The following is a 12,201-nucleotide window of genomic DNA, read 5'->3' as shown; positions in this document are numbered from 1 at the left end:
GTCGTCAGGCGGCCTTGTTTCGGGGCCTGCCCCAGCGTTGCTGGCGTTCGCTGCGGACTCGGGCTCGTTCGCGGCGTTGGGCTGCAAGCACGTCGGGGTGGCGGGCGTTGGCGTTGCGCCAGCGCAAGTATTTGTGCAGCTTGTGGGCCAGGACGGTGTGGTTCGGGTGGTTCGAGTTCGCCATCGTGAACATGCGTAGCGGCCCGAACTGCGCCTCGATGGGGTTCGCCCAGGACGCGCTGGTCGGGGTCAGGCACAACTCGACCTTGTTCCGGGCCGCCCAGGCCCGGATCGCCGGGGTCTTGTTCGCTGACAGGTTGTCCAGGATGACGTAGATCGGGGCGCCGTCCGGCCGCGTCCTGCGGATCGATTTCAGCGCGGACAGGGTGTGATCTGCGCCTTTGCGTCGCCGGTTGATACCCCAGAGCTGGTCGTCGCCGAGGCTGTAGCAGCCGTGGAAGTAGCGGATGCCGTGCGTGCGGTGATACGTCGCCGGCAGCCGGTCTGGGTGCGACTGCGGCGCCCAGCCGCGGCCGTGGTGCGGGCGGATCGACAGCGGCCCGAACTGGTCGAACGCGAAACACCGGGTCGGGAACTTGCTGGTGACTTCCTCGATCCGGTCGAGTTTGGCGTCGAAGTCCGGGTCCTTCGACTCCTTCCAGGTCCGGGTCCGCTGCCAGCTGACCTCGTTACGGCGCAGGATCTGCCGCAGCCGTTCCCGTCCCACGGCCACCGTCCGGTCGGCGTCGGTAGCCAGGTAGTCGGCGAGTTTGCGCAGGCTCCAGCAGGTGAAAGGCCGCCCGAGCGTACTCGGGCGGGCCTTGGCCGTCGCGACGATGAACGCCTCATCGTCGTCACTGATCCGGCGGGGACGGCCTCCCGCCCACTGAGGGTCCAAAGCGCGTAAGCCGATCTCGTTGAACGAGTGGATCACGTCACGGACGGTGTCCTCATGTCCGGCGATCAGGCTCGCGATCGCCGGGACGGGCGTCCCGGACGCCGACGCCATGATGATCAGCGCCCGGCGCACCCGGACCGAGTCGTGCTTGCCTCTGCGGACTAGTTGTTGCAGCTTGCGGCCTTCTTCTTGCGTCAACCGCCGTGCCCTGACCGGCTCGGCCAACCCGCCACCCCACTCTCAACGACCGATATCACCGCCGTTGAGAGTGAGCCTTGGCCGGCAACTACCGGCGGACGTGCACCGGTGTGTCGCCGACCCGGCAAACGTTCGTGGACAACGCACTAGCCGGTGCAGCGAAGGTCCGCGGGACGGAGGCCAGTTTGGCGAGGCCGTGTTCGCCGGCGGTGTAGAGGTAGGTGCCGTCGGTGGCGATGGCGGTGGTGTTGTAGAGCAGGTTGTCGTCGTGGGCACCTTCACCGGCAACGATCTGCAGGGTGCCGCCGGTTTTGCTGATGCGGTTGAGTAGGTTGCGGTTGTCGGTGTAGTAGATGTACTCCCCCGCTGAGCGAGCGGTGGTGATCCCGCCTGCGGGCAACGGGAACGTCTTGACCACGGTGCTGCCGTCAAGGGGTAGCTGGTAGAGCTTGTTGTCGTTGTTGTTCAAGCCCCACAGGTAGGTGTTGTCGGCGGCGAGGACGCCGTACATGTCGACGACGCCGTCGAACATGCGGGTGTTCTGGCCCGATTGCAGGTCGTAGCGCCAGATCCGGCCGTAGGTGTCCGAGGTGTACAGGAGGTGCCCAGCGATGGTCGAGCCCGCCGAGAATGGTGCGGGAACTGTGCGGGTGGCGCCGCTGTTCGGGTTGACCGCGCGGACACCACAGCTGAAGTCGACGACGTAGAGCAGCGAACCGTCGGTGCCGATGACGCGGGCGTTGCCGTAGAACCGTGCCCCACTACCGCTACCAGCATCAACACAGCCGTAGCCGTCGCTACCAGCAACCGGCTCGGCAGCGGCGTTCTTGCCCTTGGCAACCTGGTATCGCACGACTTTGTAGCCGACGAACGTGTACGCATAGCCGCCGATCACGGCCACACCACCACTGGTCACATCCGCACCGACCGGGCGGACGTCGCCGAAGTTCACCGCTGCGCGGCTGGCAGGCTCCTCGTAGACGCGGGGAGTGTTGGTGAGTTTGGCGAGGCCGTGTTCGCCGGCGGTGTTGAGGTAGGTGCCGTCGGTGGCGATGCCGGTGGTGTTGTAGAGCAGGTCATCGTCGTGGGCACCGTCGCCCGCGACCACCTGCAGGCTGCCGTCGGTCTTGCTGATCCGGCTGAGCAGGTTCCGGTTGTCGGTGTAGTACACGTAGTCCCCGGCCGAGCGGGCGGTGGTGATCCCACCGGCAGGCAGCGGGAACGTCTTGACCGGCGCGGACCCGTCCAGCGAGAGGCGGTAGAGCTTGAGGTCGTTGTTGTTCAAGCCCCACAGGTAGCTGTTATCGGCGGCGAGAACGCCGTAGATCTCGACGCCCTCGAACACGCGGGTGGCCTGACCGGACTGCAGGTCGTAACGCGAGATCCGGCCGTAGGTGTCCGAGGTGTACAGGAAGTGCCCAGCGATGGTCGAACCCGCCGAGAACGGTGCGTTGATCGACCGAGTAGCGCCACCGACCGGGTTGACCGCGCGAACGCCACAGCTGAAGTCAACGACGTAGATCAACGATCCGTCGGTGCCGATGACCCGGGCGTTCCCATAGAACCGCGCCTGACCGCCACTACCAGCATCAACACAGCCATAACCATCGCTACCAGCAACAGTCTCCGCCACAGCGCTCTTACCACCAGCAACGCTGTACCGCACGACCCTGTAACCGACGAACGTGTACGCATAGCCACCGAGCACGGCCACACCACCACTGCTCACATCCGCACCAAGCCCAGCAACAGTGCCGGAATCCATGGCGGATCCGGTGCTCGGGCCGGCGTAGATCTTCCAGGGGAATGAGGTGCTGCCGGCGCGCCCGTTGTCGCTGACGGCGGCGATGGTGACGGTGAAGGTTCCGGCCGTGCGGGCGGTGCCGGTGATGACACCGGTCGTGCGGTCGATCGCCAGGCCGTCGGGCAGGCCATCGGCGGTCCAGGTCAGCGGCCCGGCGGACTCGGCCACGGTGATCGACAGGGCCGGGATCGCCTGGCCTTGGTCGGTGGTGCCTGGGGTGGGCGTGGACAGGGTCAGCGCGGGGGCCACGACGATGAAGGAGAAGGTCATCGTGCTGGTGTTCTTCAGCGCGTCGGTGACGGTGACGGTGACGTTCGCACTGGTCCCACGCGAGGGGGTGCCGCTGATCAGGCCGGTGCCCGGGGCGAGGGACAGACCGGCGGGCAGGCCGTCGGCCTTCCAGGCGTACGGGGCCTTACCACCCGTGACAGCCAGTTGCTGGGATACCTCGATGCCGAGGGTGCCCTGCACGGTGCCGGGATTGGTCAGACTCGCGGGGGCGACGACCGTCCAGGAGAGGTTGAAAATCCCCGCGGTGCCGGAGGGATCGGTCGCGGTGATCTTGACGGTGCCGGTCGCTGCCGCGGTCGGGGTGCCGGAGATGACACCGGTCGCGGTGTCAAGGGCCAGGCCGGCAGGCAGGCCGTCGGCCTTCCAGGTGTAGGTGCCATCGCCCCCGGTGGCGGCCAGGGCGAGTTGCGTCGCGATGCCGACGGTGCTGCTCTGCTCACCGGGGTTGGTGACCGCCACCGGGGCCTTGACCGTGACGGTGAAGGAGACGTTGCTGGTGCGCCCGGCACTGTCGGTAACAGTGACGGTCACTCGAGCGGCGCCTGCGATGGTCGGGGTGCCGGAGAGCACGCCGCCGCTGGTGACAGTCATTCCGTTGGGCAGACCAGTCGCGGTCCAGGTATACGGGCTCGTGCCGCCGCTAGTGCGTTGTCCACGAACGTTTGCCGGGTCGGCGACACACCGGTGCACGTCCGCCGGTAGTTGCCGGCCAAGGCTCACTCTCAACGGCGGTGATATCGGTCGTTGAGAGTGGGGTGGCGGGTTGGCCGAGCCGGTCAGGGCACGGCGGTTGACGCAAGAAGAAGGCCGCAAGCTGCAACAACTAGTCCGCAGAGGCAAGCACGACTCGGTCCGGGTGCGCCGGGCGCTGATCATCATGGCGTCGGCGTCCGGGACGCCCGTCCCGGCGATCGCGAGCCTGATCGCCGGACATGAGGACACCGTCCGTGACGTGATCCACTCGTTCAACGAGATCGGCTTACGCGCTTTGGACCCTCAGTGGGCGGGAGGCCGTCCCCGCCGGATCAGTGACGACGATGAGGCGTTCATCGTCGCGACGGCCAAGGCCCGCCCGAGTACGCTCGGGCGGCCTTTCACCTGCTGGAGCCTGCGCAAACTCGCCGACTACCTGGCTACCGACGCCGACCGGACGGTGGCCGTGGGACGGGAACGGCTGCGGCAGATCCTGCGCCGTAACGAGGTCAGCTGGCAGCGGACCCGGACCTGGAAGGAGTCGAAGGACCCGGACTTCGACGCCAAACTCGACCGGATCGAGGAAGTCACCAGCAAGTTCCCGACCCGGTGTTTCGCGTTCGACCAGTTCGGGCCGCTGTCGATCCGCCCGCACCACGGCCGCGGCTGGGCGCCGCAGTCGCACCCAGACCGGCTGCCGGCGACGTATCACCGCACGCACGGCATCCGCTACTTCCACGGCTGCTACAGCCTCGGCGACGACCAGCTCTGGGGTATCAACCGGCGACGCAAAGGCGCAGATCACACCCTGTCCGCGCTGAAATCGATCCGCAGGACGCGGCCGGACGGCGCCCCGATCTACGTCATCCTGGACAACCTGTCAGCGAACAAGACCCCGGCGATCCGGGCCTGGGCGGCCCGGAACAAGGTCGAGTTGTGCCTGACCCCGACCAGCGCGTCCTGGGCGAACCCCATCGAGGCGCAGTTCGGGCCGCTACGCATGTTCACGATGGCGAACTCGAACCACCCGAACCACACCGTCCTGGCCCACAAGCTGCACAAATACTTGCGCTGGCGCAACGCCAACGCCCGCCACCCCGACGTGCTTGCAGCCCAACGCCGCGAACGAGCCCGAGTCCGCAGCGAACGCCAGCAACGCTGGGGCAGGCCCCGAAACAAGGCCGCCTGACGACTCAGACCCGGTGAACGTTCGTGGACAACGCACTAGCGGCCGGAGACTGGGCTCGCTACGCGGCCGAGGTCAGCAGACGACAGCGCGCTGGCAGTGGTGCATCGACCGCGAGAGCTCAGTCATAGCAACGCACTAGTCTCGGCCCGTGGACGACAGCCTTCTTCGCCGGCTCCGGGCCGAACAGGCCCGGGCACTTCTCTACGACACCGAACCTCATCACGCCGTGATGCTGGCCTGCGACCTGCTGGTGGCCGGCGTCAACGGCGACGCCGTGGTGGCGCTCGCGGCGGAGTCGGCTCGGACGCTGCCGGCGCATGACGCGAACCGGCGCCTGGCGGCGGTCACCGCCGAACTCGGCCTCGCAGAACCAGACCTGGCGACTGCGGTGGAGCTGATCGCGGCCGACACCTGCGAGCGCATCCTCGACCGCAGCATCCCCGCCGAGGTGGGAACCCACCGTCTATACGTGGTGGGACATGAGGGCAGCCCGCTGCACGACCTGCTCCCGGCGGTCGCCGCACTGGCCGAGCGCCTGGAAGACGAGCTCGGTGGACGCGCCGACAACGACCTGCAAATCCGACTCGACGCCCTGGCCCGGACCATCCTGAACCGCCTGATGCCCGCATGAGCACCGCAAACGAGCCGTCGCTATGGCCGACCGACAAGCTGACCGCACTGCGCCTGGGACGACGGTTGGTCACCGAGGTGGCCGCATCCGGACCAGGCAGGCGAGCCTTCGTCGATATTCGCCCCGTCGCCACCCCCGATGACCAGAACGCCAGCCGCGAGGGCTGGACCCGAGCTGATCGCGAGCGCACCTTCCAGTTGAAGCACTGGGACTACGCCGCCGACCGGATCGACGGCTTCGACTACGACATCGGCGCGCTCCTCGTGAAGGCCACCTCTGTCATCGGCGAGAGCGCGCTCACCGAAGCTCTGCAGGCTTGGGGCCTTCGGCCAGAGCAATTCGTTCATCCGTGGCAAACCGCCGATCCGCAGTAACCGCACGGCCGGCCGGTCCGGGGCGAGCTGTGGTCGCCGCACAGGTATTCGGACAACTTGAATACCTGATGTTGCCGTTCCTGCTCACCACGACCGGCCGGTGACGGCGCCGTGGCACGCCTGAGACACTGGGCCTGGCCACCCGGCACACCCCGGTTCCCGCTCACCATCACCGGGCACGGCCTGATCAGACACAACTACCTGAAGAACCCCGAGCGCCTGGTCGCGCTCGCCGGCACCACCCCGGCCGCGTGGGGGCTGCTGTTCGTCCTCGACACCCGCGGCCGCCGATGGACGCTCTATTCCCCCGACCCTGAGTACACCGCCATGCTCGCCGCCGCGGCGGCAGCCGACACCCTCGAACTCGAGTTCACCGTCATGGCCACGAAGTTCCCCGGCTGGAACGCCGGCTGGAGGCTGTAACCGGGGACCAACACCCGGTCGAGGCAAGCACCGCTCCGTAGGGTCGGGTCCTGATGGATACCGTCTGGAAGATCGTGATCGGAGCCGGGATCGGCCTGGCCGTGGTGTGGCTGGCGCTGATCGCCGCGTTGCTGCTGGCAGGTCGCCGGTACGAACGCCCCGCTCTCATCGAGATGCTGCGGCTGCTGCCGGACCTGCTGCGCCTGCTCAAGCGACTGGCCGGCGATACCGGGCTGCCCCGCAGCGTGCGGGTGCGGCTCTGGCTGCTGCTGGCGTACCTGGTCGTACCGATCGACCTGATCCCCGACTTCATCCCCGTCATCGGCTACGCCGACGACGCGATCATCGTCGCGCTGGCACTGCGGTCAGTCGCCCGCCGCGCCGGGCCACAAGCACTGCATAAACACTGGCCTGGCACCCCAACCGGGCTCGCCGCGGTCCTACGCGCAGCCGGCATCCGGTCTGAGTCTTGAACACCGCCACCGGCGACTGGCCCATTCTCGGCCCCCCATCACCACGAAGCCAGCCCGTGTCAGAGATGAGAAAAGCGCTGACACCCTGGTGAGGACCCAGCGCTGACATCGTGCTGAGAAGTCTCACCAGGGCCTGAGAGCAGCATCCGGCTCAGCCGGGGAACGCACAGGTGGGGCGCACGGACTGTTGAGCGACAGGTTGGTGTCCTGAGCAACCACAAGTTCGTGTCCGGGCGGGTGACAGGTTCGTGTCCCTGAATGCCGACAGGTTGATGCCACTGTTCCGACGTACTGATGTTCGGCGACAGGATCGTGTCCAGCGCGACGACAAGATCATATCCGGCGGCGACAGGTTCGTGACTGGTCAGCTCTCCGGAGGGTCGTCCGTCACAGCGGAGCTGCCGGGAGACAGGCTACCGAGTTCCGCCGCCGATACCCCGACATGGTCGGCAGCATCGCCGGGAACTGCTGCGCCACCAGCCGCACCTACTTTCGCTGCCGGACTGCCGCCGACACGTTCGCACCCGGCCATCTGCCCTCGGGCGACCCGGTCGGGCTACCCCGCCGCGCGGGCAAGATCAGACACCGGTGCCGGGCGAAGAACCGCCGGCGGTGTGTGGCTCGGCGACGGGCCGGGCTGTGTTGAGCGTCTGTTATCGAACGGGAGACGGTGCGGGCCGTTGTAGGTCAGCAGGTAGCCGGGCCGTATTGGTGAACGTTGTGGAGCTCAGCTGTGCTGGGGATAAGCCCTGCACTTCGGTCAGATTCGTTTCGGCCAGGTTCGCGCCGGTCAGGTCCGCGCCGGTCAGGTCCGCGCCGGTCAGGTCCGCGTTGGGCAGGCGCGCGCGGTTCAGGTCCGCGAGGCGCAGGTCCGCGCCGGTCAGGTCCGTGCCGTTCAGGTTCGCGCCGGTCAGGTCCGCAACGCTTAGGTCCGCGTTGGCTAAGTCCGTGCGTGTCAGGTCCGCGCCGATCAAGATCGCGCCGTGCAGGTTCGCGCGAGTCAGGCGGGCGCCGGTCAGGTCCGCGAGGCGCAGGTCCGCGGCGGTCAGGTCCGCGCCGGTCAGGTCCGCGCCGTTTAGGTCCGCGCCGGTCAGGTCCACGCCGCGAAGGTCCACGCCGGTCAGGTCCGCGCTGCTCAGCTCCGCGTCTTCCAGTCCGAGCAGGACGGTGGAAAAATCCAGTGGGTATTGGCTCGGATGGGGTCGATGGCTGAGGACTGTTACCGCGGCGCGGACATCGGTTGGCGCCGGGCGTGCTACTGCGGGCAACGAGTCCGGCTTGGAGGAGGCGTGGGCGCGCACGAAGGCGCACAGCACCTGGACCACCGCTGGTTGGTCAGCTGGAGAGTCGATCATCAGCCGTTGCAAGGCGTAGATGCCGCCCAGGCGGATGGAAAGTTTGTCCTGCTTCTTCTGATCTTCCTGGCCGAGTTGATCGATCGCGGCGGTGAACCGGTCCGCGATCTGCCCCTGTAGGGCGAGCTTCTGCTGTTCGAGGCCGAGCTGCTGTTGTTTGCGGTTGGCGTCATTGGTGTAGAACAGGCCCGCCGCGACCAACAGCACCGACAGGATGCCTCCGATCGTGGTCGTAGTCGCACGCCAATCAGAGCTCGTACGACCAGCGGCGCGGAGACGAGGCCGGATCAGGGGAGCCATCGCGGCATCCGGGCGCCGGCGTCGAGGGTTGGCGCGGGCCGGCCTAGCAGCTGTGCCATGGGCTGAAGCCCGGACTCGTCGGGCCGCCGCCCAACGCATGCGCAGATTCGACATCCGCTCATTGCACACGCTCGCTCAGCCGAGTACTGCTCAAAAGGTCAATATCCAGGCGTTAAGGCGGCTCTGCCTCGTAGGGAGCGGGCGGGCTGCTGCTCGCCGCCGGGGTCGCCGCCGCGGCGGGTCTAGGACTCGGGTCGTTGCTGGGTCGCCCTGACCTGGCTGGTACAGCCGGACCGGGCGGCGTGCCGGTCTGGGGTGTGCAGAACACCTTTGAGGCCGTGAAGATCGCGCTGGCAGTGGTGGCCGGGATCGGCGGGGTGGTCGCGCTGACCGTCGCCTACCGCAAACAGGGACACGCCGAAGCGGCCGAGCGACGCGAGAACACCAAGCTGTTCAGTGAGCGGTTTGGCAAGGCGGCCGAGCAGCTCGGCTCGGACAAGGCCGCGGTCCGCCTAGCCGGGGTGTACGCCATGGCCGGCCTCGCCGACGACTGGATCATCGGCCGGCAGACCTGCATCGACGTGCTCTGCGCCTACCTGCGCAAGCCCTACATCCCGCCCACCGATCCGGCCCCGGCATCGCCCGACACCGCGCCGGCCAAGCAATCTGCCCGCGCACCTCAGTCTCCCGCCCGGCGCGCCGTCCGCTATCTGCGTCTCTCACCTCCGCGCCGGGAGTCCGCGGTCTCCGCGGCCACGGACCCGCCCTCGGCCAGCGATTCGACCGCCGACCAGGCGGCCCGCGGGGAACAGCAAGTGCGGCACGCCATCCTCGCTCTGATCGGCGCCCACCTTTATTCAGATTCTCCCGAGCGTTATCCGGCCGGTACCGCGCTCGTAACCGTAGGTCTGCCAGGTGGTCTTGGCGGTGCCACCCGTTGACAGCGTGCGTTTGAGGACCTGCCCGGTGTAGCGCGCCAACTTTCCCTTGCTTATACCCGTATCGAGTCGCTGCCAGCGGAGGCGATCGCAGCGCGGTGCTCAGACCGCAAGTTTGGGTTCGCCGTGCTGCCGACGGTCAGCGACGCCGTGGTACTCGATCATCCAGAGGCCGAGGTCACCGGCAGGCATCGGACGGGCGAAGTGGTATCCCTGCGCGACGTCACAGCCCAGGTCGCGCAGGGCGTCGGCGGTCCGCTGGTCCTCGATGCCCTCGGCGACCACGGACAGGCCGAGGTTGTGACCGAGGCTGATCGCGGTGCGCACGAGCACGGAGTCGCCGTGGCTGCTGGTCATCTCCTGGACGAACGAGCGATCGATCTTGAGTTCGTCGACCGGTAGGCGACGCAGGTAGGCCATCGAGGAGTGCCCGGTGCCGAAGTCATCGATGGACAGTCGGATTCCGCCGGCGCGCAGGGCGTGCAGAATGGTCAGCGCGCGCTCGGGGTCGGTCATCACCATGCTTTCCGTGATCTCGAGTTCCAGCAGGCCGGCTGGTAGACCGACGTGGTCGAGCAGGCTGAGGACCTGATCGGCGAAACCCGGATCCTGCAGGCAGCGGGTGGACAGGTTGACCGCGACCGGGATCGGCCGGCCGGCCTGCTGCCACGCCTTGGCCTGCCGTACGGCGATGCCCAGCACATGGCTGGTCAGCGGGCGGATGAGGCTGGTCGTCTCGGCCATCGGGATGAACGAGTCCGGCGGCATCAGCCCTCGCTGCGGGTGCTGCCAGCGGATCAGCGCCTCCACCCCGCTGATCCGCCCGTCGCGCAGGTCGATCTTGGGCTGGTAGTGCAGGCTGATCTGGTCGTCGGCCTCGATCGCCCGGCGCAGGTCACCGAGCAGCTCCAACCGGCGGGGCGCACCGGTGTCCTCGGCCGGGTCGTACTCCCCCACCTCGCTGCCGTGCTGCTCGGCCAGATGCATCGCGGTGTCCGCGTGGCGCAGCAGTGTCTCGGCGTCCGTGCCGTGGATGGGGCCAGCGGCCATGCCGAGGTTGACATCGATGTCGAGGCTGATCCCGTCGAGCAGGTACCCGCGGCGCAGGTCGGTGAGCAGCCGCGCGGCCTGGACGTGTGCCTGGTTGATGTCGTGGCCGGGCAACAGGATCGCGAAGTCGTCCGCGCCGACGCGGGCGACCGTGGCGCCGGACGGGGTTGCCGCAGAGAGCCGGCCGGCGATTTGGTTGAGCAGCAGGTCGCCGTGGTGCTGGCCGAGCACGTCGTTGACGTCCTTGAAGTTCTGCAAGTCGAGCATCAGCAGTGCGACAGGCTGGCCACTGCGCAAGGCCGATTCGGTGCGCTCGGTCAGCAGGGCACGGTTGGCCAGCCCGGTGAGCCGATCATGCGTGGCGGCACGGCGTACCGCTCGGCGGTAGGTCCAGCCGCTGACTCCCGATACCAGCAAGGTGATCAGGGCGCCGGCGAGCAGGGCGAGCGAGCCGAGGCTGAGGCCACGGGTCCAGCCGAGCCCGAACGCCGGTGCCGATACCGCGACGTACCAGTCGTTGGCGTTGCCGGCAGTCGCCAGCACCCTCTGAAAGGCGACCCGGCGCCCGCCGATGGTTGTGACGCCCCCGTCCGCACCGGCCGCTGTGACCTGAGTCAGTGGGTCGTCGTCACCGATCGCGGTGGCGCGGCTGTCGACCAGTACCTTGTCGCTGTTCGCGTCGATGATCGAGGCGGTGACGTCACCGGAGCCGGTACGCATCCGGAAGCTGTCCAGGGCGATCTCGTAGTGCACGATGCCGGTGTGCCCGCCGGCTTTCACCGTGGTGGAGTTCGAGATGACCGCGTTGTGGGTGTCCTGCGACTCGTACTCTCGGGCCTGGTAGACCTGTCCGGGGTCGAGCGCCAGCGTCGGGGCGAAGAACGCGTTGGTCGTCTCGTTTTGGGACAGGTCGGCCGCCGCGGCGGGCACCCCGTTGACGACCCGGGCGATCTCCGAGCCGTTGCTGTCGATGAAACAGGCCTCACCGATCCTGCCGGGGAACAACTTTTCCAGGTACGCGAGAGCGTCGTTGACCCGCGTGAGCAACGGGCCGCCCGCTGCGATCTTCTGCCGGTTCGTGCCCGGCGCCTGGTAGAAGTCGGTGAACGCGGGGTTGGCGGCGAGCACGGCGTCGATTGCCCGGGCCCGCTCGAAGTAGTTCTCCAACGCCTCGACCTGGTGTCCCAGAGTCACATCCAGCGTGCTGTCCTGAGCCGAGACCTGCCGTTGCCGGGCGCTCAGCACACTGGTCACCACACTCAGCAAGAGGACGAGCAGTCCCAGCAAAAATGCCACCGCACGGGTACGGCGCACGAGCACGGACCTGCCCACCGGCTCTCCCTTCAGCCTGCCCGGCGGGCAGCACGACAGTTCATCGGCACCGCCGGGCCACATTTGAGGAAGCCGTCAGCGACGGCACTAATGCACCGCCGTGTATCGCCGAACAGGGATGGCTGACACGAGTCCGCTGAAGATCAGGCCGCTCAGTGCGCGGAGCGGCCCGCGCCTATCCAGCATCGTCGTTGACTTTTGCCACCACGGCGGCCCTGCCCGCTGTCACGCCGGGAGAGACTATCGAGATGA

The 12,201-nt window shown here is 67.8% G+C and carries 10 protein-coding genes; 6 read left to right on the top strand and 4 right to left on the bottom strand.

Annotated elements, in window-relative coordinates:
• Positions 1 to 4 precede the first annotated feature (4 nt).
• Positions 5 to 1,123 carry an IS630 family transposase gene (locus ACSHV8_RS01350; RefSeq protein ID WP_436528555.1) on the bottom strand — a complete coding sequence of 373 codons (1,119 nt, stop codon included), beginning with the start codon at positions 1,121 to 1,123 and terminating at the stop codon, positions 5 to 7.
• Positions 1,124 to 1,184: 61 nt separating this feature from the next.
• Positions 1,185 to 4,067: a putative Ig domain-containing protein gene (locus ACSHV8_RS01345; RefSeq protein WP_436536651.1), complete on the bottom strand. Its 2,883-nt coding sequence runs from the start codon at positions 4,065 to 4,067 to the stop codon at positions 1,185 to 1,187.
• On the opposite strand from ACSHV8_RS01345, the gene ACSHV8_RS01340 reads away from it, so the two are divergent.
• The 5 genes from ACSHV8_RS01340 to ACSHV8_RS01320 all read left to right on the top strand — a co-directional run bounded on the left by ACSHV8_RS01340 (position 3,955) and on the right by ACSHV8_RS01320 (position 6,974).
• Positions 3,955 to 5,073 carry an IS630 family transposase gene (locus ACSHV8_RS01340; protein WP_436528555.1) on the top strand — a complete coding sequence of 373 codons (1,119 nt, stop codon included), beginning with the start codon at positions 3,955 to 3,957 and terminating at the stop codon, positions 5,071 to 5,073. The two genes, ACSHV8_RS01345 and ACSHV8_RS01340, sit on opposite strands and share 113 nt — an antisense overlap.
• 148 nt (positions 5,074 to 5,221) lie before the next feature.
• Entirely contained in the window at positions 5,222 to 5,704 is a 483-nt protein-coding gene (locus ACSHV8_RS01335) for a hypothetical protein (protein WP_436528553.1), read from the top strand.
• On the top strand, positions 5,701 to 6,078 hold the full coding sequence (locus tag ACSHV8_RS01330) for a hypothetical protein (protein ID WP_436528551.1): 378 nt from the start codon (positions 5,701 to 5,703) through the stop codon (positions 6,076 to 6,078). The genes ACSHV8_RS01335 and ACSHV8_RS01330 overlap by 4 nt, the downstream gene beginning before the upstream one ends.
• 111 nt (positions 6,079 to 6,189) lie before the next feature.
• Positions 6,190 to 6,501, top strand: coding sequence for a hypothetical protein (locus ACSHV8_RS01325; protein ID WP_436528549.1), 312 nt, complete (start codon positions 6,190 to 6,192; stop codon positions 6,499 to 6,501).
• Positions 6,502 to 6,554: 53 nt separating this feature from the next.
• Positions 6,555 to 6,974, top strand: a complete 420-nt coding sequence (locus ACSHV8_RS01320; RefSeq protein WP_436528547.1) for a YkvA family protein — start codon at positions 6,555 to 6,557, stop codon at positions 6,972 to 6,974.
• Between the two features lie 653 nt (positions 6,975 to 7,627).
• On the opposite strand, the gene ACSHV8_RS01315 is transcribed toward ACSHV8_RS01320, so the two are convergent.
• Complete coding sequence (locus tag ACSHV8_RS01315) at positions 7,628 to 8,536, bottom strand: pentapeptide repeat-containing protein (RefSeq protein WP_436528546.1); 909 nt, start codon at positions 8,534 to 8,536, stop codon at positions 7,628 to 7,630.
• A 431-nt stretch (positions 8,537 to 8,967) separates the two neighbouring features.
• On the opposite strand from ACSHV8_RS01315, the gene ACSHV8_RS01310 reads away from it, so the two are divergent.
• On the top strand, positions 8,968 to 9,570 hold the full coding sequence (locus tag ACSHV8_RS01310) for a hypothetical protein (protein ID WP_436528544.1): 603 nt from the start codon (positions 8,968 to 8,970) through the stop codon (positions 9,568 to 9,570).
• A 99-nt stretch (positions 9,571 to 9,669) separates the two neighbouring features.
• Here the strand turns inward: ACSHV8_RS01310 and ACSHV8_RS01305 are convergent, their stop codons facing one another.
• A complete protein-coding gene (locus ACSHV8_RS01305) occupies positions 9,670 to 11,949 on the bottom strand; it encodes a putative bifunctional diguanylate cyclase/phosphodiesterase (RefSeq protein WP_436528542.1) in 2,280 nt (759 codons plus the stop codon).
• Between the last annotated feature and the right edge of the window lie 252 nt (positions 11,950 to 12,201).

Origin of the sequence: Actinoplanes sp. HUAS TT8 (genome assembly GCF_051380535.1) — a bacterium.
Taxonomy (GTDB): domain Bacteria; phylum Actinomycetota; class Actinomycetes; order Mycobacteriales; family Micromonosporaceae; genus Actinoplanes.
Note: the sequence above shows the minus strand (reverse complement) of the source record. Positions and strands in the feature narration are given on the sequence as shown.